General features: G+C 59.5%; 20 protein-coding genes. 6 read left to right on the top strand and 14 right to left on the bottom strand.

Translation table 11 applies throughout. The annotated features are described in order from the left end of the window. Positions 1-210 precede the first annotated feature (210 nt). The 3 genes from AB7M26_RS10915 to AB7M26_RS10905 all read left to right on the top strand — a co-directional run bounded on the left by AB7M26_RS10915 (position 211) and on the right by AB7M26_RS10905 (position 3,934). Positions 211-1,023, top strand: a complete 813-nt coding sequence (locus AB7M26_RS10915; protein WP_123494409.1) for a cytochrome C assembly family protein — start codon at positions 211-213, stop codon at positions 1,021-1,023. A gap of 12 nt (positions 1,024-1,035) precedes the next feature. Further along, on the top strand, positions 1,036-2,274 hold the full coding sequence (locus AB7M26_RS10910; RefSeq protein WP_123494410.1) for an HlyC/CorC family transporter: 1,239 nt from the start codon (positions 1,036-1,038) through the stop codon (positions 2,272-2,274). A gap of 343 nt (positions 2,275-2,617) precedes the next feature. Beyond that, positions 2,618-3,934, top strand: a complete 1,317-nt coding sequence (locus AB7M26_RS10905) for an MFS transporter (protein WP_123494412.1) — start codon at positions 2,618-2,620, stop codon at positions 3,932-3,934. A gap of 112 nt (positions 3,935-4,046) precedes the next feature. On the opposite strand, the gene purT is transcribed toward AB7M26_RS10905, so the two are convergent. The 5 genes from purT to AB7M26_RS10880 all read right to left on the bottom strand — a co-directional run bounded on the left by purT (position 4,047) and on the right by AB7M26_RS10880 (position 7,395). Further along, complete coding sequence (gene purT / locus AB7M26_RS10900; protein ID WP_123494413.1) at positions 4,047-5,228, bottom strand: formate-dependent phosphoribosylglycinamide formyltransferase; 1,182 nt, start codon at positions 5,226-5,228, stop codon at positions 4,047-4,049. Between the two features lie 99 nt (positions 5,229-5,327). Further along, on the bottom strand, positions 5,328-5,795 hold the full coding sequence (locus AB7M26_RS10895; RefSeq protein WP_123494414.1) for a VUT family protein: 468 nt from the start codon (positions 5,793-5,795) through the stop codon (positions 5,328-5,330). Positions 5,796-6,002: 207 nt separating this feature from the next. Further along, positions 6,003-6,218 (bottom strand): DUF1289 domain-containing protein, encoded by a 216-nt coding sequence (locus tag AB7M26_RS10890; RefSeq protein WP_123494415.1) that lies wholly within the window; start codon positions 6,216-6,218, stop codon positions 6,003-6,005. After that, positions 6,215-6,739: a gamma carbonic anhydrase family protein gene (locus AB7M26_RS10885; RefSeq protein WP_003221962.1), complete on the bottom strand. Its 525-nt coding sequence runs from the start codon at positions 6,737-6,739 to the stop codon at positions 6,215-6,217. The genes AB7M26_RS10890 and AB7M26_RS10885 overlap by 4 nt, the downstream gene beginning before the upstream one ends. 56 nt (positions 6,740-6,795) lie before the next feature. After that, positions 6,796-7,395 (bottom strand): CoA pyrophosphatase, encoded by a 600-nt coding sequence (locus tag AB7M26_RS10880; protein ID WP_007897550.1) that lies wholly within the window; start codon positions 7,393-7,395, stop codon positions 6,796-6,798. 146 nt (positions 7,396-7,541) lie between these two features. On the opposite strand from AB7M26_RS10880, the gene AB7M26_RS10875 reads away from it, so the two are divergent. Next, a complete protein-coding gene (locus AB7M26_RS10875; RefSeq protein WP_123494416.1) occupies positions 7,542-8,093 on the top strand; it encodes an NUDIX hydrolase in 552 nt (183 codons plus the stop codon). Positions 8,094-8,158: 65 nt separating this feature from the next. Next, complete coding sequence (locus AB7M26_RS10870) at positions 8,159-8,662, top strand: L,D-transpeptidase family protein (RefSeq protein ID WP_038981698.1); 504 nt, start codon at positions 8,159-8,161, stop codon at positions 8,660-8,662. A 240-nt stretch (positions 8,663-8,902) separates the two neighbouring features. On the opposite strand, the gene AB7M26_RS10865 is transcribed toward AB7M26_RS10870, so the two are convergent. From AB7M26_RS10865 to purL, 3 genes are all read right to left on the bottom strand, one after another. Beyond that, positions 8,903-9,202: a hypothetical protein gene (locus tag AB7M26_RS10865; protein WP_123494418.1), complete on the bottom strand. Its 300-nt coding sequence runs from the start codon at positions 9,200-9,202 to the stop codon at positions 8,903-8,905. A 257-nt stretch (positions 9,203-9,459) separates the two neighbouring features. Beyond that, positions 9,460-9,771 carry a Nif3-like dinuclear metal center hexameric protein gene (locus AB7M26_RS10860; protein WP_123494419.1) on the bottom strand — a complete coding sequence of 104 codons (312 nt, stop codon included), beginning with the start codon at positions 9,769-9,771 and terminating at the stop codon, positions 9,460-9,462. An 18-nt stretch (positions 9,772-9,789) separates the two neighbouring features. Further along, a complete protein-coding gene (purL, locus tag AB7M26_RS10855) occupies positions 9,790-13,686 on the bottom strand; it encodes a phosphoribosylformylglycinamidine synthase (RefSeq protein ID WP_123494420.1) in 3,897 nt (1,298 codons plus the stop codon). 274 nt (positions 13,687-13,960) lie between these two features. Between purL and mltF the strand changes: the two genes are divergently transcribed. Beyond that, positions 13,961-15,421, top strand: coding sequence for a membrane-bound lytic murein transglycosylase MltF (gene mltF, locus AB7M26_RS10850; protein ID WP_123494421.1), 1,461 nt, complete (start codon positions 13,961-13,963; stop codon positions 15,419-15,421). A gap of 128 nt (positions 15,422-15,549) precedes the next feature. Here the strand turns inward: mltF and pdxJ are convergent, their stop codons facing one another. The 6 genes from pdxJ to lepA form a co-directional block, all read right to left on the bottom strand. Beyond that, on the bottom strand, positions 15,550-16,296 hold the full coding sequence (gene pdxJ / locus AB7M26_RS10845) for a pyridoxine 5'-phosphate synthase (RefSeq protein WP_123494422.1): 747 nt from the start codon (positions 16,294-16,296) through the stop codon (positions 15,550-15,552). A gap of 82 nt (positions 16,297-16,378) precedes the next feature. After that, complete coding sequence (recO, locus tag AB7M26_RS10840) at positions 16,379-17,068, bottom strand: DNA repair protein RecO (RefSeq protein ID WP_123494423.1); 690 nt, start codon at positions 17,066-17,068, stop codon at positions 16,379-16,381. Between the two features lie 171 nt (positions 17,069-17,239). Continuing rightward, a complete protein-coding gene (era, locus tag AB7M26_RS10835) occupies positions 17,240-18,142 on the bottom strand; it encodes a GTPase Era (RefSeq protein WP_123494424.1) in 903 nt (300 codons plus the stop codon). Next, complete coding sequence (gene rnc, locus AB7M26_RS10830; protein ID WP_007905528.1) at positions 18,135-18,824, bottom strand: ribonuclease III; 690 nt, start codon at positions 18,822-18,824, stop codon at positions 18,135-18,137. The genes era and rnc overlap by 8 nt, the downstream gene beginning before the upstream one ends. A 184-nt stretch (positions 18,825-19,008) precedes the next feature. Next, positions 19,009-19,863 carry a signal peptidase I gene (gene lepB / locus AB7M26_RS10825; RefSeq protein ID WP_123494425.1) on the bottom strand — a complete coding sequence of 285 codons (855 nt, stop codon included), beginning with the start codon at positions 19,861-19,863 and terminating at the stop codon, positions 19,009-19,011. Positions 19,864-19,868: 5 nt separating this feature from the next. Next, complete coding sequence (gene lepA, locus AB7M26_RS10820) at positions 19,869-21,668, bottom strand: translation elongation factor 4 (protein ID WP_123494427.1); 1,800 nt, start codon at positions 21,666-21,668, stop codon at positions 19,869-19,871. Positions 21,669-21,698 lie beyond the last annotated feature (30 nt).

Below are 21,698 nucleotides of genomic sequence, written 5' to 3'. Positions count from 1 at the left end.
TGCGCGATCCTTTCAGGCCCTGTGTAGACCGGGATAATGGCGGCCCAGACCGGAATAAACATGTGCTCGGCGAGCCTGCGGCGTGGGCAGGTCGCGGATTATAGCGAAGACTGCGTCTGGCGGACACCTCGCCGTCAGGTTGCATGGTCTTTCGTGCTATGGGGGTTCTATGCCAAACTCAGCGCCTTTCGGGCTTGCCTAACAGGATTTATGCTCCCCTTGTCACCCAGTTTGCTTACCACCCTCGCCGCCGCCTGCTTATATGCCGCTGCGACTCTCTATCAAGGCACTCGTCTGGCCACCGGCGCCAAGGCGAACAAGCGCCTGCTGGTCACGTTCGGTGTGCTGGCCGTGCTGGCTCACAGCGTCAGCCTGATCACCTATCTGCTGACACCGATCGGCCTGGCCCTGGACTTTTTCAGCGCCGCCAGCCTGATTGCCGCAGCGGTCATCGCCCTGACCCTGCTGGCCTGCTCGCGGATTCCGGTGGAAAACCTGCTGCTATTGCTGTTCCCGCTGGGCGCCGCCACCGTGGTGCTGGCACAGTTCGCCCCCGCCGGTACGGTGCAGATCATTGACGAAGCACCAGGCATCCTCGCCCACATCCTCTTGTCGATTCTCGCTTACGGCATGTTCACCATTGCCGTGTTCCAGTCTTTGCTGCTGCTGGTTCAGGACCATCAGCTCAAACACAAGCATCCATCCGGGCTGATCAAGAACTTCCCGCCGCTGCAAACCATGGAAAGCCTGCTGTTTGGTTTCCTTTGGGCCGGCTGGAGCCTGCTTTCGTTGTCGCTGATCTCCGGCTGGCTGTTCGTCGAGAACCTGTTCGCCCAGCACCTGGTGCATAAAACCTTGCTGGCGTGCCTGGCCTGGATCGTGTTCAGCGTGTTGCTTTGGGGGCGTAACCGCCTCGGCTGGCGCGGACACAAAGCCATCCGCTGGACCCTTGCCGGTTTTTGCCTGCTGATGCTGGCGTACTTCGGCAGCAAGCTGGTCCGCGAATACATTCTGCATATCTGACGGGCGGCATTAATGGACGACTTGCCCATAGGGCCGATGCTCGCGGTGCTGGCCCTGCTGATTTTATGGTCGGGGCTGTTTACCGCCATCGAAATTGCACAACAGCAGCTGCTGGCCCAGCGCACGGCCTCGCGTTCGGGCGACAAACCCGTTGCGAAGCTGAGTTTCCCGCTCAACAGCCTGATCCTCTGCAATACCCTGTGCCGCGCGCTGGTAGTGGTCATCAGCACTTTGCTGGCGATTTTCACCTGGGCGCAAAACGGTGTATGGATTGCCTGCCTCGGTGCCAGCGCGGTGCTGCTGGTGTTCGCCGACTACCTGCCGCGCACCCTTGCCGTGCGCTATCCAGATGCTGTCCTGAGCCTGGGCAACACACTGCTCGGCATACCCTTGAAGATCGTCTACCCGGCTGCCTGGCTGCTCAATGCCATCAGCCAACTGCTGATGCGACCATTCGCCCGCAAAATCAATGTGGTGCAACAAAGTGAAGACGAGGCGCCAGCAGATCGGCATGACGATCACGAGCACGCAGCCAGTCGCCCGCATTCGCTGTCAGGTATCCATGCGCTGGATAACATCACGGTCAACGATATTCTGGTGCCGCGCAGTGAGGTCGACGGAATCAATCTGGACGACTCCCTCGAAGAAATCATCGAACAACTGCGCCATAACAGACGCACCCGCCTACCGGTATTCCACAGCGACATCAACCAGGTCGAAGCCGTGCTCAACACCCGGCAAATCCGTCATTTACTGCCGGATTCAAGCCTGACCCGGGAAGCGCTGCTGGCAGCCAGTCACGAACCGTACTTCGTACCGGAAAGCACCCCGCTGCAGCTGCAATTGCTGAACTTCCACAAGCAGCAGCGGCGTTTGGGCATGGTGGTCGACGAGTACGGCGAAGTGCTGGGCATCGTGACCCTGGAAGACATTCTCGAAGAAATCGTCGGTGAGTTCGAAAGCCAGCACAGCCTGGATAATCCACACATCCATCCGCAGGCCGATGGTCGCCTGGTCATCGAGGGGGCGGCGTCGATTCGTGAATTGAACAAGAGCCTTGGCTGGCATCTGCCCAGTGATGGTCCGAAAACCCTCAACGGGTTAGTGACCGAGGCGCTGGAAACGATCCCCGACAGCGCGGTTTGCCTGAAGATCGGGCGTTATCGGCTGGAGATTCTGGAGACGGAAGACAATCGCGTTACGCGGGTGTTGATCTGGCATACCAGCTCAGTACCTGCCCTCGTCCGTTAGCTCAGCAAAAGATCGCGGCCTCGCTTCGCTCGACAGCTCCTACAGTTTGGAATGCGTTCCTTTGTAGGAGCTGTCGAGCGAAGCGAGGCTGCGATCTTTTTCAATATCCATGCCCTTGTTAGATCGTTAGCCGCCTTCCTATAATCAAGTCGCTTACCCAAGCCCCCGCCGAACCACGTGCTTACCCCGCGCGCAGCAGGTTCCGGCCAGATCATCGACAATATCCGCACCACTGCGACGACTGTTCCTACCTTGAACAGCGACCGTATCTGAACCCACATCCCTGGGTATTCGACCATAATAATTCGCTCCACTGGGGCCCATGACTGTCAGGGATTACCGCATGACGACCAGCACAACGTTCAGCGACACCGCGCCTGTCCAACCAGCCAACTCCGCCACCCGAGTCGCCACCGCGAGTTTCATCGGCACGGCCATCGAGTTCTACGACTTCTACGTCTATGCCACTGCAGCAGCGCTGGTGATCGGGCCGGTGTTCTTTCCGCAAACCTCCGGCACCGCCCAGATGCTGTCGGCGTTCCTCACCTTCGGTATCGCCTTCCTTGCGCGGCCACTGGGTTCGGCGCTGTTCGGTCACTTCGGTGACCGCATCGGGCGTAAATCGACACTGGTCGCCTCCCTGCTGCTGATGGGCGTGTGTACCACGCTGATTGGCGTGCTACCGGGTTACGACAGCATTGGCGCCTGGGCGCCGATCCTGCTTTGCGTGCTGCGCTTCGGCCAAGGCCTGGGGCTGGGCGGTGAATGGGGCGGCGCCGCGTTGCTGGCCACGGAGAACGCGCCCAAAGGCAAGCGCGCGTGGTACGGCATGTTTCCGCAACTCGGCCCATCGATCGGGTTTCTGGCGGCCAACGGCCTGTTTCTGACCCTGGCCATGAGCCTGAACGACGAGCAGTTCCGTTCGTGGGGCTGGCGGATTCCGTTCCTGCTCAGTGCCGCACTGGTGATGGTGGGCCTGTATGTACGCCTCAAGCTCCACGAAACCCCGGTATTCGCCAATGCCATGGCTCGTCAGGAACGGGTGAAGATCCCTTTGGTCGAGCTGTTCAGCCAATACTGGGCGCCTATGTTGCTGGGTGCCGGGGCGATGGTGGTGTGCTACGCGCTGTTCTATATCTCGACAGTGTTTTCGCTGAGCTATGGTGTTTCGACGCTCGGCTATACCCGCGAAACCTTCCTCGGCCTGCTGTGTTTCGCGGTGCTGTTCATGGCGGCCGCAACACCGTTGTCGGCTTGGGCGAGTGATCGTTTCGGACGCAAACCGGTGCTGATCATCGGCGGTGTGCTGGCGACCCTGTCCGGATTCCTGATGGAACCGCTGCTGACCCAAGGCTCGACCTGGGGCGTGGCGCTGTTCCTGTGCATCGAGCTGTTTCTGATGGGCGTGACGTTTGCGCCAATGGGCGCACTGCTGCCAGAGCTGTTTCCGACCCACGTGCGCTATACCGGCGCGTCGGCGGCCTACAATCTGGGCGGCATTGTCGGAGCCTCGGCGGCACCGTTCTTTGCGCAAAAACTGGTGGCGATGGGCGGTTTGAGTTATGTCGGCGGGTATGTATCGGGGGCGGCGGTGCTCAGCTTGATCGCGGTGCTGTGCCTGAAGGAGACGCGGCATAACGATTTGAATCAGGTTGCCTGATAGACCGCCATCGCGGGCAAGCCCGCTCCCACAGGATTTCAGGTGTACACAAAATTTGTGATCAACCGAAAACCCTGTGGGAGCGGGCTTGCCCGCGATAGCCGCGACTCGGTTACAGCTCTACAACAACAGCCTGAGAAGCACGGGTCGCTTTAGCCCGTGCAGCCTCGATCGACTCATCACGCGCCAACGCCACACCCATCCGACGCTGGCCATTGACCTCAGGCTTGCCGAACAGACGCAATGCGGTATCCGGCTCGCTCAGCGCAGCGCCCAAATTGGCGAATGCGGTCTGAGTCGACTGCCCTTCCACCAGAATCACCGCCGAAGCCGAAGGCCCGAACTGACGAATCAATGGAATCGGCAGGCCCAGGATCGCCCGTGCGTGCAGCGCGAACTGCGACAGGTCCTGGGAAATCAGGGTCACCAGACCGGTGTCATGCGGGCGCGGCGAAACTTCACTGAACCAGACCTGATCACCCTTGATGAACAACTCGACGCCAAACAGACCACGGCCACCCAAAGCTTCGGTCACCGCCTTGGCAACGCGCTCGGATTCAGCCAGAGCAACCGGGCTCATGGCTTGTGGCTGCCAGGATTCCTGATAGTCGCCCTTCTCCTGACGGTGGCCAACCGGCGCACAGAACGTAGTGCCGCCAACGTGACGCACGGTCAGCAGGGTGATTTCGTAGTCGAAATCGATGAAGCCTTCGATGATCACGCGACCTTTACCGGCGCGGCCACCTTCTTGAGCGTAATCCCAGGCTTTCTGCACGTCATCGACGCTGCGCAGCAGGCTCTGGCCTTTGCCCGAGGAACTCATGACCGGTTTGACTACGCATGGGAAACCCAGATCGTCGACAGCCTTGCTGTAGTCCTCGAAGGTGTCGGCGAAGTAGTACGGCGACGTCGGCAGGCCCAGCTCTTCGGCGGCCAGGCGACGGATACCTTCGCGGTTCATGGTCAGCTGCGCGGCGCGAGCGGTCGGGATCACGGTGAAGCCTTCGGACTCCAGCTCTACCAGGGTCGCGGTGGCGATGGCTTCGATTTCCGGCACGATGAAGTCCGGCTTCTCGGCTTCGATCACTGCACGCAGGGCTGGGCCGTCGAGCATGTTGATCACATGGCTGCGATGGGCGACTTGCATGGCCGGCGCATTGGCGTAGCGATCCACGGCAATCACTTCAACGCCCAGGCGTTGCAGCTCGATCACCACTTCCTTGCCCAACTCACCACAGCCACACAGCAATACGCGGGTCGCGGTTGGCGACAATGGAGTTCCGATACGGGTCATCTCAGGTCCTCAAGAAGCGGATCATCGAGGGATGCGGTGCCTGGCACGCTTCCCATGGGGAGAAAGCGCGGCATTTTACATGAACCTGAGGGTTTGGCTTCAGCTGACGACGGCCTGATTACGCAAGCGCCAGGCCATGATCAGCCACACGACTGTCACACCTGCGAACTTCGAACCCATGGCGGTGAGGATCACGGCCGGAGTGAACGCATCGATCATGCCGAAGAAGATGAAGGTGTCCAGCGGGATGCTCAGCGCCGAACTTATCCACAGGCGATCATGCAATGGACGCTTGGTGATGCTGAACACCAGCCAGTCGATGCACTCGGACACCGCGAACGCCGTGGCGCTGGCCAACGCTATGGACGGGTCGGAAGTGGCATAGGACAGCACCAACGCCACCAGCATCGCCGCAATCGCGCCATGGCCAAAGCGGGTTTGCACCATGTCGCGCAACACGAATACCAGCCCACCCCAGGCCGACCAGATGATGTCCAGGTGCGGGGCGCTGGAAAAAGCGTAATTGATCAGCACGACGCTGCTGATGTAGGCGATCAGGAAGAGCATGGGGCGGGAGTACCTGTCGATTTTGGTGCACAGGGTACTTCATCCTCAGCGCATAGATAACCTGTGGCGAGGGGGCTTGCTCCCGCTGGGTTGCGAAGCGGCCCTGAAATCAGCGGATGCGGAGTGTCAGATAGAACGTGGTCGGTTTGGGGGCTGCTTCGCAGCCCAGCGGGAGCAAGCTCCCTCGCCACAAAAGCGCCAAGCGAGTCAGGATTTGGATTTGGATGGCAACATCCAGATCAACCCACTCGACTTCGCCCGCTCATGACACAACCCCAGCACCTTGCGTCGCTCTGCGTTGTCCATCCGGCTCCAGCGGGTGATTTCTTCCACCGTGCGCTGACACCCGGTGCAAATGTCATCCTCATCCAGCGCACAAATGTTCACGCACGGCGATGGAACAGGTCGTTCAGTGGTGCTCATTCTTCCTGCTCGACCAGATCGCGGGCGTAACGCTGCGAGTTATGCACATAGTGGGCAGCGCTGGCTTCGAGCATCTTCTTTTGCGGCTCGGTCAACTCGCGCACGACCTTGCCCGGTGAGCCCATGACCAGCGATCCGTCCGGAATTTCCTTGCCTTCACCGATCAGCGAGTTGGCGCCAATGATGCAGTTCTTGCCGATTTTCGCGCCATTGAGGATCACCGCGTTGATGCCGATCAGGCTGTAATCGCCCACCGTGCAGCCATGGAGCATCGCGTTGTGGCCGATGGTCACGCCGGTGCCAATGGTCAGCGGGTAGCCCATGTCGGTGTGCATTACGGTGCCGTCCTGCACATTGCTGTTCTTGCCGATCAGGATCAGTTCGTTGTCGCCACGCAACACGGCGTTGAACCAGACGTTGGCGCCCTCTTCCAGTTTGACCTTGCCCACCAGCACGGCATTGGGTGCGACCCAACTCTGCGGATGGGTGTCGACGCGGGCGTCGCCCAGGCGGTATTTCATCTTATTGTCCTCAAAGGCTCAGGCAGCCGCAGACTCATGCCATGCGAACGATGGCTTCAGGTGTTGATAAAACTCTTGGGTGGTTGATGCAGGCTGATTTTCGCGTCATAGAGCAGGTTGATCAACTCGACGATCATGATCGCCGTCAGCCCCCAGATCTTGTACTCGCCATAACGGTAGCTCGGCACGTACCAACTGTGGCCCTGATAGTCGATGCGGTGAGTGTGCTCTCGTGGGTCTTTGCGGAAGAACTCCAGCGGCACACTGAACACCGCGGCGATCTCGGCGTCATTGGCCTGGTATTCGACGAAATCCGGAATCACGCCGACATAGGGCGTGACCTTGATGCCGTGCAGGGAGATCAGTGGGCTCAGCGGGCCGATCACTTCAACCAGCCCCGGCGGCAGGCCGATTTCTTCTTCGGCTTCGCGCAGGGCGGTAAAAATCAGGTCAGGGTCTTCGGGGTCGCGTCGACCGCCGGGAAAGGCAACTTCGCCGCCATGGGTCGAAAGCCCGCTGGCGCGAAGGGTTAGCACCAGCTCCGGTTCGTCACTGCGCGTGATGGGCACCAATACCGCGGCTTCGGGGAAACGTCGGTCGGTTTCCAGCGTACGCGGCGTGTGATTGCTTACCCGGTGCAGTAGCTCGTCCAGCATGAGTCTTCTCGATCTGTGCCTTACCCTGCATCATGCACCAATCGCATCGGCCGCCCAAGCCCCGAACAGCCTCATGTCGCGAAACGACAACTTGCCGACCGACACCGCTGCACGCCAAGATAGGCGCAGCATTCAGGAACCCAAGCATGAAATTTTGCAGCCAGTGCGGCAACCCGGTAACCCAGCGCATTCCCGAAGGCGATTCGCGCCTGCGTTTTGTCTGCGACAGCTGTCATACCATCCATTACCAAAACCCCAATATCGTCGCCGGTTGCGTGCCGGTCTGGGGTTCGAAGGTGTTGCTGTGCCGTCGCGCCATCGAGCCACGGCTCGGTTACTGGACCCTGCCCGCCGGCTTCATGGAAAACGGTGAGACCATCGAACAGGCCGCCATTCGCGAGACCGCCGAAGAAGCCTGTGCCCGGGTGCGCAACCTGAGTATCTATACGCTGATCGACGTGCCACACATCAGCCAGGTGCATGTATTCTTTCGCGCCGAGCTGGTGGACCTGGATTTTTCCGCGGGGCCCGAGAGCCTGGAAGTGCAACTGTTCGAAGAAGCCGACATCCCTTGGGGCGAACTGGCTTTCCGCACGGTGGGCCGTACCTTAGAATGCTTCTTCGCTGACCGGCGGACCGAGATCTACCCCGTGCGGTCCGAATCGATCCCACCGCTCGTCCAGCCTGCCATCATTTAACACGCCTACACATAAAAGCATCTATAAAATTAATAATCGCGACACCTCTTAGGGATATCGTTTCAATGCGCTGGTTGCTTGCCGTTTTTTGCTTGTCGTTCGTCGCTGTCAGCCAGGCTTCCTCCACGGAAACGCTGGACGGCAAAGTCATCGAAAAAGTCCTGGTTCTCAAGTCTGCCCATCAGTTGCAGTTGATCAATGACGGCAAGCCGATCAAGACCTATCGCATTTCCCTGGGCAAACGCCCCAAGGGGCCGAAGCTGATGGAGGGCGACAAACGCACCCCCGAAGGCTTTTATTGGGTGGACTGGCGCAAGATCAGCGACCGTTTCAACCTGGCGATGCACATCTCCTACCCCAACATCAGCGACGCCGCCCGTGCCCGGCGCGAAGGCGTCGAGCCTGGTGGCATGATCATGATCCACGGCACCCCGGACACCGAAGACAATCCCGAAGACCTGTTCCATACGCTGGACTGGACCGATGGCTGCATCGCCATGCGCAACATGGACATGCGCGAGGTTTGGGGTTTGGTGCCGGACGGCACGATGATTGAGATTCGCCCGTAACCTACCCCCTGTATCTTCAATAACGGGGGGCGTCTGTGGCAGTCATCGCGGGCAAGCCCACATACATTGGATCTATGTACACCGAACCATTGCGGGAGCGGGCTTGCTCGCGATGAGGCCCTGACAAACACCGAAAATCTCAGAGTCCGCTGATTTTCATCGGCTCAGCGGCCCCGCTCCACTCTGCTTGAGAATGATCAAAACGGTTAAATCATCGACGCCTCAGGAACGAGCGCCGGGCTAGTGGGTGTTCGATGAGAGGACGGTAATAACCCATTCATTTGATACCTCGTCACTCCACTGAGGTTTTACCTTGAACTTGTGCACCCCAGCACCTAGCGTGGACGAGTAGATAAACCACTTTGAGTCTTGATCTGAGGTGGTACCTGGAGCCTCTACGTCATTATCATAAAAACGAATGAGCTGGTTTGCCTTCGATGTGGTGCCTTTTATCGTCACTATGGCGGATTCGGTGCTGGAGCCATTTTCGATCGGCTTACCGTCCAACCTCGAAATAACCTCTGTGATTGCTAAAATCATGATGAATCCCTTCTATTAGCTGATGGAAGCTATATCACATAGCAAACTCCGCATCCTCGCTACTGCCATAGTTGATAGGTCCGCGCGATTCCAGACAAACGGATATCACGTTTTCTCTCGACGTCTGGCTCGCCATCCACACTAACCGGGCATTCGAAAACCCCGCATCCTTCGACCTCCTGGGCGCAAACTCCGGACAACAAAAAACCCGCTGAAATCACTTTCAGCGGGTTTCTCATTTTCAGCGGCCAGGAAGATCAGAAATCTTCCAACCGCCATACCTCGTAAGCCGGCGTCTCATAGGGATGGCTCTCTTTCAGAGCCACCACTACCGCCCGAATCAACTCATCGCTGACCACCAGCTCAACCTTCCATTCCTCAATCTGCTCGACCTGCCCCGCTTCGCCAATGAACGGCTGACTGCCATCCAGAGGACGAAACTGACCCAACCCGAACACCTGCCACGCGCAGTGATCATAAGCCCCGATCCGCCCGCCACCGGCAGCGAACACAGCACTCTTGACCACCTCGACATGACTGGCCGGAACAAAAAAACCGAGCTTGTACACGGCAATCAGCTCCCGCTCTTAGTTAACCCAAACGCGAGCGTTACGGAACATACGCATCCAAGGTGCGTCTTCGTTCCAGTCTTCCGAACGCCACGAGTTCTGCACGGCGCGGAATACCCGCTCCGGGTGCGGCATCATGATGGTCACGCGACCGTCACGGCTGGTCAAACCGGTGATCCCGCGCGGCGAGCCGTTCGGGTTGGCCGGGTAGTTTTCAGTGACCTTGCCGTGGTTGTCGACGAAACGCATCGCCACGCAACCCGACAGATCGGCTTCCAGCAACGCTTCTTCGCTGGCGAATTCGGCATGGCCTTCACCGTGAGCGATAGCGATTGGCATGCGCGAACCGGCCATGCCTTGCAGGAAGATCGAGTTCGACTCCTGGATCTGCACCATCGCCACGCGAGCTTCGAACTGCTCGGAACGGTTACGCACGAAGTGCGGCCAGAACTCGCTGCCCGGGATCAGCTCGTGCAGGTTGGACATCATCTGGCAACCGTTGCAAACGCCGAGGGTGAAGCTGTCGTTACGTTCGAAGAAGCCCTGGAAGGCATCGCGAGCGCGGCTGTTGAACAGCGCGGACTTGGCCCAGCCTTCGCCGGCGCCCAATACGTCGCCGTAAGAGAAACCGCCACAAGCCACCAGCCCCTTGAACTCGTTCAGGTCGACACGGCCGGCCAGAATGTCGCTCATGTGCACGTCGATCGCGTTGAAACCGGCGCGGTCGAACGCAGCCGCCATTTCCACCTGACCGTTGACGCCCTGCTCACGCAGCACGGCAACCTGTGGGCGGATGCCTTTCTTGATGTAAGGCGCGGCGACGTCCTGGTTGACGTCGTAGCTGAGCTTGACGCTCAGGCCCGGGTTGTCTTCTTCCAGCAGCACGTCGAACTCTTGTTCGGCGCAGTCGGCGTTATCACGCAGACGCTGGATCTGGTAGCTGGTCTCGGCCCACTGACGTTGCAGCAGACGACGCTGACCTTCGAACACGGTGTCGCCGTTGAAGGTGATGCTGATCTCGCCATTGTTCATCGGCTGACCGATCACCGACACGCAGTCACCCAGGCCCGCCGCGCTGAACTGCGCGAGGATGTCTGGAGTGGCGTCCTGGCGAACCTGGATCACAGCGCCCAGTTCTTCGTTGAACAGGATCGCGGCGATGTCGGCAGAGGTTTCTGCCAGACCGTCGAGGTTCAGGCTCAGGCCGCAATGACCGGCGAAGGCCATTTCCACGACGCTGGTCAGCAGACCACCGTCGGAACGGTCGTGATAAGCCAGCAAATGACCGTCGGCGTTGAGGCCCTGGATCACGGCGAAGAAGGCTTTCAGGTCTTCGGCGTCATCGACGTCCGGGGCCTGCTTGCCGAGTTTGCCGTGAACCTGAGCGAGGATCGAAGCGCCCATGCGGTTCTGACCGCGACCGAGGTCGATCAGGATCAGGTCGGTGGTGCCCTTGTCCATGCGCAATTGCGGGGTCATGGTCTGACGGATGTCAGCCACTGGGGCGAAACCGGTCACGATCAGCGACATCGGCGAAGTCACCGTCTTGTCGACGCCGTCGTCGTTCCAGCGGGTGGCCATGGACATCGAGTCCTTGCCTACCGGAATAGTGATGCCGAGGTCCGGGCACAGTTCCATGCCGACCGCTTTCACGGTGTCGTACAGACGCGCGTCTTCACCCGGGTGACCGGCGGCGGACATCCAGTTCGCCGACAGTTTGATGTCGGAGATTTTGGCAATGCGCGACGCCGCGATATTGGTCAGGGTTTCGCCGATGGCCATGCGGCCCGACGCCGGAGCGTCCAGCAGAGCCAGCGGAGTACGCTCGCCCATGGCCATGGCTTCACCGGTGTAAACGTCGAAGCTGGTAGCGGTGACGGCAACGTCGGCCACTGGAACCTGCCACGGGCCGACCATCTGATCACGGGCCACGAGGCCGGTGATGGTGCGGTCGCCGATGGTGATCAGGAAACTTTTGCTGGCCACGGCCGGGTGATGCAGAACGCGCTCGACGCAGTCGGCGATCTCGAGGGTCGACGGATCGAAATCGTCGCCCAGCTCGTTTTCGCGAACGGCCGAACGGTGCATGCGCGGGGCTTTGCCCAGCAGCACTTCGAGCGGCATGTCCACCGGGCTGTTGCCGAAGTGGCTGTCGGTCACGGTCAGTTGCGGTTCGGCAGTGGCTTCGCCGACCACGGCAAACGGGCAACGCTCACGTTCGCAGATCGCCTGGAAGCGTTCGAAGTCCGCAGGGCCGACTGCCAGAACATAGCGTTCCTGGGATTCGTTACTCCAGATTTCGTGCGGGGCCATGCCCGGCTCGTCGTTTGGAATGTTGCGCAGTTCAAAGCGACCGCCACGGTTGCCGTCGTTGACCAGTTCCGGGAAGGCGTTGGACAGACCGCCCGCGCCGACGTCGTGGATGAAGCTGATCGGGTTTTTATCACCCAACTGCCAGCAACGGTCGATGACTTCCTGGCAGCGACGTTCCATTTCCGGGTTTTCGCGCTGTACCGATGCGAAGTCCAGATCCGCCGAGCTGGTGCCGGTGGCCATGGAGGAAGCCGCGCCGCCGCCCAGGCCGATGAGCATTGCCGGGCCGCCGAGCACGATCAGCTTGGAGCCGACGGTGATCTCGCCTTTCTGTACGTGTTCGGCACGGATGTTACCCATGCCGCCTGCCAGCATGATCGGCTTGTGGTAACCGCGAACTTCGTCGCCACGCGGAGTGGTGATCGACTGTTCGAAGGTACGGAAGTAGCCGGTCAGGGCCGGACGACCAAATTCGTTGTTGAACGCGGCGCCACCCAGTGGGCCTTCGATCATGATGTCCAGCGCGGTAACGATGCGCTCAGGCTTGCCGTATGGCACTTCCCACGGCTGTTCGAAGCCCGGGATCTGCAGGTTGGACACGGTGAAACCGGTCAGGCCAGCCTTTGGCTTGGCGCCGCGACCGGTTGCACCTTCGTCGCGAATCTCACCGCCGCTACCGGTGGATGCGCCCGGGAACGGGGCAATCGCGGTCGGGTGGTTGTGAGTTTCGACTTTCATCAGGATGTGCACCGGTTCCTGCACCGCGCCGTACTGGCGGGTTTCAGGGTCCGGGAAGAAACGGCCGGCGACGGAGCCGACGATTACCGAGGCGTTGTCCTTATAAGCCGACAGAACACCTTCGCTGTGCATCTGATAGGTGTTCTTGATCATGCCGAACAGGCTTTTTTCCTGGCTCTGACCGTCGATGTCCCAACTGGCGTTGAAGATCTTGTGGCGGCAGTGCTCGGAGTTTGCCTGGGCGAACATCATCAATTCGATGTCGTGCGGATTGCGCTTCAAGCCAACGAAGGCTGCGACCAGGTAGTCGATCTCGTCTTCGGCCAGGGCCAGGCCCAGCTCGGTGTTGGCTTTTTCCAGCGCGGCGCGGCCGCCACCCAACACGTCGATCGCGGTCAGTGGCTTGGGTTCGGCGTGGCTGAACAGGCCGGCGGCTTGTTCAAGGTTGTCCAGCACGATCTGGGTCATGCGGTCGTGCAGACCGTCAGCAATCAGCTGCGCTTCAGCGTCGCTGAACTGGCCGGCGACGTAGAACGCGATGCCGCGCTCCAGGCGCTGGATTTTCGTCAGGCCGCAGTTGCGAGCGATGTCGCTGGCTTTACTGGACCATGGCGAGATGGTGCCGAAACGTGGCAACACCAGAAACAGGCGACCGGTGGGCTCTTGTACTGGAACGCTTGGGCCGTACTTCAGAAGGCGCGCGAGCACCTGCTGTTCGTCGCCGGTCAGGACGCCGGTAACTTCGGCGAAGTGAGCGAATTCAGCATACAAGCCGCTGACAGCCGGAACCTTCTGGCTCAGTTGCTCAAGGAGTTTGCTGTGGCGAAAGGCAGAAAGGGCAGGAGCGCCGCGCAGGATCAACATCTTCGGGACAGCCTCGGGAAGGGGTGTGCTTTGAGGCCGTGCATTCTAGCCTAAACCGCCCGCGACATCACCCGAAACGGTACGCACGGCTGCACCCGAACGTCGGGCCGGGTATTCGGGCCCTGAACAGGCGCGCGCCGAGGGTTATTTTTTCTGTCACAAAATGCTGTCCGGGCCCATTCCTGCGGGCTCCAAGCGGGTTTTAGATTCTCTAGCAGACAAGCCCTTCGCTGTCGAGATATGGCGCTCGTGGTCCTTTGCGTATACTGCGCAGATGTTTTCCCCAACGGCTTTGCGTCCGCGGTACGCCAAATGGCTGATCGCAACCGGACTCTTCCTGGTGCTCGGTGGCTGTGTTGATAAACCCAACACGCTGGAGCGCGTAAAGGAGGATGGCGTGCTGCGGGTGGTTACCCGTAACAGTCCCGCCACCTACTTTCAGGATCGCAACGGTGAAACCGGCTTCGAATATGAGCTGGTGAAGCGCTTTGCCGACGATCTGGGGGTCGAGCTCAAGATCGAAACTGCCGACAACCTCGACGACCTGTTCAATCAGGTGGGCAAGCCCAATGGCCCGGTGCTGGCTGCTGCCGGCCTGGTCAGCAGCGAGCAACGCAAAAAACAGGTGCGGTTTTCCCACTCCTACCTCGAAGTCACTCCACAGATCATCTACCGCAATGGCCAGTCGCGGCCGACCGACGCAGGCGATCTGGTCGGCAAGAAGATCATGGTGCTCAAGGGCAGCACCCACGCCGAGCAATTGGCAGAACTGAAAAAGAAATTTCCCGGCATTGAATACGAAGAGTCCGACGCGGTTGAAGTCGTCGACTTGCTGCGCATGGTCGACGAAGCCCAGATCGATCTGACCCTGGTCGATTCCAACGAAGTCGCGATGAACCAGGTGTACTTCCCCAACGTGCGGGTCGCTTTCGATCTCGGTGATGCCAGCAATCAGAGCTGGGCCGTGGCCGCCGGCGAAGACAACAGCCTGCTCAACGAGATCAACGATTACCTCGACAAAGTGAAGAAGAACGGCACCCTGCAACGCCTCAAGGATCGCTATTACGGGCACGTCGATGTACTCGGCTACATGGGCGCCTATACCTTCGCCCAGCATCTGCAGCAGCGGTTGCCCAAATACGAGCAGCATTTCAAGACGTACGCCAAGAAAGAGAAAGTCGACTGGCGCTTGTTGGCTGCGGTCGGTTATCAGGAATCGCTGTGGCAAGCGGCGGTCACGTCCAAGACCGGCGTACGCGGTTTGATGATGCTGACCCAGAACACCGCGCAAGCCATGGGCGTGTCCAATCGACTCGATCCCAAGCAGAGCATCATGGGCGGCGCGAAGTACCTGGCCTACATGAAGGAGCAACTGGATGAGTCGATCCAGGAGCCGGATCGTACGTGGTTCGCGCTCGCAGCCTACAACGTCGGCAGCGGTCATCTGGATGACGCGCGCAAACTGACGGCCAAGGCAGGGTTGAACCCGGACAAGTGGCTGGACGTGAAGAAAATCCTGCCGCGTCTGTCGCAGAAACAGTGGTACAGCAAGACTCGTTACGGCTACGCCCGTGGCGGCGAGCCGGTGCACTTCGTAGCGAACATCCGTCGTTACTACGACATCCTGACGTGGGTCACGCAGCCGCAGCTGGAAGGCAATCAGGTCGCCGAGGGCAACCTGCATGTGCCGGGGGTCGACAAGACCAAGCCGAGCCAGGAAACCCCACCGCTTTAAATCTTCGCAGTCTTCAAAGACGCCATCGCGGGCAAGCCACGCTCCCACAGGTCCGCGTCGAATATTCAACTGTCGTTCAACTCGGACCTGTAGGAGCGTGGCTTGCCCGCGATGGCAGCGCCGCCGATCTAACCTTTTAGTGCAGCTGCCAGAATCAGCGCTTTCATCTCGGAAACAGCCGACTTGAACCCGACGAACAACGCATGGGCTACCAGCGCATGGCCGATGTTCAGTTCATTGATGCCCCTGATCGCCGCGACTGCTTCGACGTTGTGATAGTGCAGACCGTGGCCGGCGTTGACGATCAGCCCCTGGGCCAGACCAAATGCCACGCCATCGGCCACGCGCTTGAGCTCTTCAGCGACTTCGGCTGGTGACTCGGCATCCGCATAACGCCCGGTGTGCAATTCGATGGCTGGCGCACCAATACGGCGGGATGCTTCGATCTGCCGCTCGTCAGCGTCGATGAACAGCGATACTTCACAGCCGATCTTCGCCAGGCGATCCACCGCAGCCTTGATCCGCGCCTCCTGCCCTGCCACGTCCAGACCGCCTTCAGTGGTCAGCTCCTGACGGGTTTCCGGGACCAGGCAAATGTGCGCCGGGCGGATGCGTTCGGCGAACGCCATCATTTCTTCGGTGACGCCCATTTCGAAGTTCATGCGGGTTTGCAGCACCTCCTTGAGCAGCAGCACATCGCGCTCCTGAATATGCCGGCGGTCTTCGCGCAAGTGCACGGTGATGCCGTCAGCACCCGCCTCTTCCGCGTCCAGCGCTGCCTTGACCGGATCCGGGTAGCGAGTACCCCGGGCCTGACGCAGGGTGGCAACGTGGTCGATGTTCACGCCAAGAAGAATGCGATTGCTGGTGGTCACGGAAGCGCTCCTGAAAACAAGGGAAAGTTCGGTGCACAGCATACACGGGGAGCTTGGGTCTGTTGACGCAAGGCTTGCGAAACTATGGCTTGCGAAACAACTCGCGACTGACTAGCGGACGACCGCCCAGATGAACGGCCAGTGCCTGACGCATCAAGCGCTTGGCAGCGGACAGCGCTCCGGGCGCGGACCAGTCGGCATCGGCCATGGACAGCAATTCAATGCCGTTGAACAGGCCCGGTTGCAGCAGGTAGACCCGCTCCAGGCCTGCATCCACTTGCAAGCGGTAGAGACCATCCGGCGCGATGGGGTCACCGTGGATGTCGGTGTTCAACGCAAAGCCATAACCGAGGTCGTCGAGCAAACGCCATTCGAAGGAACGCAGCAATGGCTCCAATGGACGGCCTTCGGCCAGGGCGAGCAAGGTCGCGGCGTAGTGATCGAAGACTGCGGGATGGGGGTCTTCGGCGGGCAGCAGACGGATCAGCAACTCGTTGAGGTAGAGACCGCTGAACAGCGCCTCGCCGTTGAGCCAGGTGGAAACACCGGCGCTTTCCATGCGACCGACGTTTTTCAATTCACCCCGCCCACGGAATTCGACTTCCAGCGGCACAAACGGCCGCGCCAATGTCCCGGCCTTGCCCCGCGCGCTGCGCAACACCGCCCGTAGCCGACCTTGCGGCGTAAGGAAATCCACCAGCGCACTGCTTTCGCGGTAGGCGCGGGAGTGGAGGACATACGCGGGTTGGCCGGTTGGCGCGGTGTTCGACATGGAAATCGCAGTTCTCAATGAAGGAGCGCAGTTTTACAAACAACCAAAACCAATGTGGGAGCGGGCTTGCCCGCGATGGCGGACTTACATTCAACATCTCTGCTGAATGTTACATCCTCATCGCGGGCAAGCCCGCTCCCACAGGGTTCTACGGTGCAGCGCAGACCGGTATTACAGGTCGCCGTAACCCAGCGAACGCAGCGCACGTTCGTCATCGGACCAGCCACCCTTAACCTTGACCCACAGGTTAAGCATGATCTTGGAGTCGAACAGCAGCTCCATGTCCTTGCGCGCCTCGGTGCCGATGCGCTTGATGCGCTCGCCCTTGTCGCCAATGATGATTTTCTTCTGGCCGTCACGTTCGACGAGGATCAACGCATGGATGTGCAGGGTTTTGCCCTGCTGCTTGAACTCTTCGATTTCCACGGTGATCTGGTACGGCAGCTCGGCGCCCAACTGACGCATGATTTTCTCGCGCACCAGTTCGGCGGCGAGGAAGCGGCTGCTGCGGTCAGTGATCTGATCTTCCGGGAAGAAGTGATCGTTTTCCGGCAGGTGCTCGGCGATCACTCGTTCCAGCGCGTCCAGGTTGTGCCCGTGCTGGGCCGAGATCGGCATGATCTGCGCGTTCGGCAGCTGTTCCTGCAACCAGCTCAGGTGCGGCATCAGCTCGGATTTGTCTTCGATACGGTCGGTCTTGTTCAGCGCCACGATCAGCGGGCCGGTCACGTATTGAACGCGCTCGAGGACCATCTGGTCTTCGTCGGTCCACTTGGTGCGGTCAACCACGAAGATCACCACGTCGACGTCTTTCAACGCCGCCGAAGCGGTTTTGTTCATGTAGCGGTTCAGAGCCTTTTCGCCGCCCTTGTGCATGCCCGGGGTGTCGACGTAGATCGCCTGAACGACGCCTTCGGTCTTGATGCCGAGCATGTTGTGACGGGTGGTCTGCGGCTTGCGCGAGGTGATCGCCAGCTTCTGACCCAGAATGTGGTTCAGCAGCGTGGACTTGCCCACGTTGGGACGGCCGACGATGGCAACATAGCCACAGCGAGTTGCGGTTGAATCAGTCATTGCCATTCTCCACACCCAGGGCAATCAGTGCTGCAGCGGCCGCTACCTGTTCGGCAATACGACGACTCACACCCTGACCTCGGCTTTTTTCATTCAGTAAGATGATTTCACATTCGACGAAGAACGTCCGGCAATGCGGCTCACCCTGGATATCCACCACTTCGTAACGCGGCAGCTCACAACCACGGGACTGCAGGAATTCCTGCAGGCGGGTTTTCGGATCTTTGTTGGTGTCGACCAGCGTCAGGCCTTCGAACTCTCCGGCCAGCCAGGCCAGCACGCGCTCGCGCGCCATGTCCATGCCGGCGTCCAGGTAGATCGCACCAATCAGCGCTTCGAGGGCATCGGCCAGAATCGATTCGCGACGGAAACCACCGCTTTTCAATTCGCCGGAACCCAGGCGCAGGTATTCGCCCAGATCGAAACCACGGGCCAGTACGGCCAGGGTTTCACCTTTTACCAAGCGGGCACGCAAACGCGACAACTGGCCTTCGCGGGCCAGCGGGAAGCGATCGAACAGCGCCTCGCCAGCGACGAAGTTGAGGATGGCATCACCGAGGAACTCCAGGCGTTCATTGTTGCGCCCGGCAAAGCTGCGGTGAGTCAGGGCCAGGACCATCAGTTCCTGGTCTTTGAAGGTGTAGCCGAGCTGACGCTCTAGACGGCTTAAGGAGACGCTCACGGTTTACCCACGCTGAGTTCGTGGCTGGATTCCACCGCCATCGCCGTGGTGCGGCGCAGGCTTGGGACAATTAACGCTGTGTTCAAAAATAACGTCCTGAATATCATTGTTTTCATGCGTCCGGTGCCGATTATGCCGACTCCAGAAATGCATTCGGCGCTGTGTTCAACAGCGCCGTGTGTGATTACTTGATCAGGCCAACCCGCGAGAAATTCGGCAGGTGACTGAGTTTGGGTTCCGGCCAGCTCATCCAGACTGCAAAGGCCTTGCCGACGATATTCTTGTCGGGAACCATGCCCAGCAGATTCTTGGGAATACTCGGATCATCCCAGTAGCGACTGTCATTCGAGTTGTCGCGGTTGTCGCCCATCATGAAGTAGTGCCCGGCAGGCACGGTCCACGAACGATCCGGCGCTGCGCGGTAGCGGCTCATTTCCTTGCGGATAAGGTGCTCGGCAATGCCGAGTTTTTCCTTGTAGAGCTCGGCGCTGCCCAATGTGCCCGGCTCGGAGCCGACCAATTGTTCGGCAACTGACTCACCATTGACGAACAGACGCTTGTCTGCGGTATAGCGAATCTGGTCACCCGGCAGGCCAACCACACGCTTGATGTAATTGACGTTCGGGTCGCTCGGGTAGCGGAACACCATCACATCACCGCGCTGCGGATCACCCACTTCGATGACTTTCTTGTCGATCACCGGCAGGCGGATCCCGTAAGAAAACTTGTTCACCAGAATGAAGTCGCCGACGTCCAGGGTCGGTTTCATCGAGCCAGAAGGAATCTGGAACGGTTCCACCAGGAACGAACGCAGCACCAGTACGATGAACAACACCGGGAAGAACGACTTGCCGTATTCGACCAGCAGCGGCTCTTTGTTCAGTTTCTCGACCACCACCATGTCAGCCTGGCTGACGCTACCCTGATAAGAGTTAATGGCAGCCCGGCGCCGTGGCGCCAGGAACAGCAGATCGAGCAACGCCAACAGGCCGCAGACGAACACGGCGATGACCAGCAACAGCGGGAAATTTAGTGACATAGGACCTAACTATCCAACCTGAGCACGGCAAGGAAGGCTTCCTGTGGAATTTCCACGTTACCGACCTGCTTCATGCGTTTCTTACCGGCCTTTTGCTTTTCCAGCAGCTTTTTCTTACGGCTGACGTCACCACCGTAGCATTTGGCCAATACGTTCTTTCTGAGCGCCTTGACGGTTGTCCGCGCCACAATCTGCCCGCCAATGGCGGCCTGGATTGCCACGTCGAACATCTGCCGCGGAATCAGTTCTTTCATCTTCTCGGTCAACTGGCGACCTTTGTAGTGCGCATTGTCACGGTGCACGATCAACGCCAGGGCGTCGACCTTGTCGCCGTTGATCAGCACATCCAGTTTCACCAGACTAGCCGATTGGTAACGATCGAAATGGTAATCCAGCGAAGCATAGCCGCGGCTGGTGGATTTCAGGCGATCGAAGAAGTCCAGCACCACTTCGTTCATCGGCAGGTCGTAAGTCACTTGTACCTGAGTGCCGAGGAACAGCATGTCGACCTGCACACCGCGTTTTTCGATACACAGGGTAATGACGTTACCCAGGTGCTCTTGCGGCACAAGGATATTGGCCCGCACGATCGGCTCACGCATGTCTTCGATCGACGACAGGTCCGGGAGCTTCGACGGGTTATCGACGTAAATCGTTTCACCGGTTTTCAGCAACAGCTCGAAAATTACCGTCGGCGCGGTGGTGATCAGGTCCAGGTCGTACTCGCGCTCCAGGCGCTCCTGGATGATTTCCATGTGCAGCATGCCGAGGAACCCGCAACGGAAGCCGAAGCCCAGCGCGTCGGAGCTTTCCGGGGTGTACTGCAGGGACGAGTCGTTGAGCGTGAGCTTTTGCAGGGCTTCACGGAAATCTTCGAAGTCGTCGGAGCTGACCGGGAACAGACCGGCATATACCTGTGGCTGAATGCGTTTGAAGCCTGGCAGCACGTCAACGTCTGGCGTGGAGCTCAAGGTCAGGGTGTCACCGACCGGTGCACCGTGAATGTCCTTGATGCCGGCAATGATGAAGCCTACTTCGCCGGCCTTCAGGTCAACGGTGGCGGTGTGTTTCGGGTTGAAGACGCCGACGCTGTCCACCAGGTGGATCTTGCCGGTGGACTTGACGAGGATCTTGTCGCCCTTCTTCACACGACCGTGACGCACGCGTACCAGGGAAACAACGCCCAGGTAGTTGTCGAACCACGAGTCGATGATCAACGCTTGCAGCGGATCTTCGTAGTTGCCGGTCGGCGCAGGAATCGTGGTTACCAGGCGTTCGAGCACTTCGTCGACGCCCAGGCCGGTCTTGGCAGAGCACTCGACCGCGTCAGTGGCATCGATGCCGATGATTTTTTCGATTTCTTCTTTGACGCGGTCCGGATCGGCCTGTGGCAGGTCGATCTTGTTCAGTACCGGCATGACTTCCAGGCCTTGCTCGATTGCCGTGTAGCAGTTGGCAACCGACTGCGCTTCAACGCCCTGACCGGCATCGACCACCAGCAATGCACCTTCACAGGCCGCCAGCGACCGGCTGACTTCGTAGGTGAAGTCAACGTGGCCGGGGGTGTCAATGAAGTTCAGCTGGTACTTGATGCCATCGCGGGCGGTGTAATAAAGGGTGACGCTGTGGGCCTTGATGGTGATCCCGCGTTCACGCTCCAGGTCCATGGAGTCCAGCACCTGGGCTTCCATTTCGCGCTCGGCAAGGCCGCCGCACATCTGGATGAAGCGATCGGCCAGCGTCGACTTGCCATGGTCAATGTGGGCGATGATGGAGAAATTGCGGATATGACTCAAATCACTCACGGATCAACACTCAAAAAGGCTGCAGGCATA

The sequence above is a fragment of the Pseudomonas sp. F-14 TE3482 genome, from assembly GCF_053629455.1.
This window is presented reverse-complemented; position numbering and strand designations above follow the sequence as displayed.

Excerpts from the sequence above, each read along its gene's own strand:
- AB7M26_RS10915 (WP_123494409.1), top strand. The coding sequence starts at position 211 with ATGCTCCCCTTGTCACCCAGTTTGCTTACCACCCTCGCCGCCGCCTGC.
- AB7M26_RS10910 (WP_123494410.1), top strand. The coding sequence starts at position 1,036 with ATGGACGACTTGCCCATAGGGCCGATGCTCGCGGTGCTGGCCCTGCTG.
- AB7M26_RS10905 (WP_123494412.1), top strand. The coding sequence starts at position 2,618 with ATGACGACCAGCACAACGTTCAGCGACACCGCGCCTGTCCAACCAGCC.
- purT (WP_123494413.1), bottom strand. The coding sequence starts at position 5,228 with ATGACCCGTATCGGAACTCCATTGTCGCCAACCGCGACCCGCGTATTG.
- AB7M26_RS10895 (WP_123494414.1), bottom strand. The coding sequence starts at position 5,795 with ATGCTCTTCCTGATCGCCTACATCAGCAGCGTCGTGCTGATCAATTAC.
- AB7M26_RS10890 (WP_123494415.1), bottom strand. The coding sequence starts at position 6,218 with ATGAGCACCACTGAACGACCTGTTCCATCGCCGTGCGTGAACATTTGT.
- AB7M26_RS10885 (WP_003221962.1), bottom strand. The coding sequence starts at position 6,739 with ATGAAATACCGCCTGGGCGACGCCCGCGTCGACACCCATCCGCAGAGT.
- AB7M26_RS10880 (WP_007897550.1), bottom strand. The coding sequence starts at position 7,395 with ATGCTGGACGAGCTACTGCACCGGGTAAGCAATCACACGCCGCGTACG.
- AB7M26_RS10875 (WP_123494416.1), top strand. The coding sequence starts at position 7,542 with ATGAAATTTTGCAGCCAGTGCGGCAACCCGGTAACCCAGCGCATTCCC.
- AB7M26_RS10870 (WP_038981698.1), top strand. The coding sequence starts at position 8,159 with ATGCGCTGGTTGCTTGCCGTTTTTTGCTTGTCGTTCGTCGCTGTCAGC.
- AB7M26_RS10865 (WP_123494418.1), bottom strand. The coding sequence starts at position 9,202 with ATGATTTTAGCAATCACAGAGGTTATTTCGAGGTTGGACGGTAAGCCG.
- purL (WP_123494420.1), bottom strand. The coding sequence starts at position 13,686 with ATGTTGATCCTGCGCGGCGCTCCTGCCCTTTCTGCCTTTCGCCACAGC.
- mltF (WP_123494421.1), top strand. The coding sequence starts at position 13,961 with ATGTTTTCCCCAACGGCTTTGCGTCCGCGGTACGCCAAATGGCTGATC.
- recO (WP_123494423.1), bottom strand. The coding sequence starts at position 17,068 with ATGTCGAACACCGCGCCAACCGGCCAACCCGCGTATGTCCTCCACTCC.
- era (WP_123494424.1), bottom strand. The coding sequence starts at position 18,142 with ATGACTGATTCAACCGCAACTCGCTGTGGCTATGTTGCCATCGTCGGC.
- lepB (WP_123494425.1), bottom strand. The coding sequence starts at position 19,863 with ATGTCACTAAATTTCCCGCTGTTGCTGGTCATCGCCGTGTTCGTCTGC.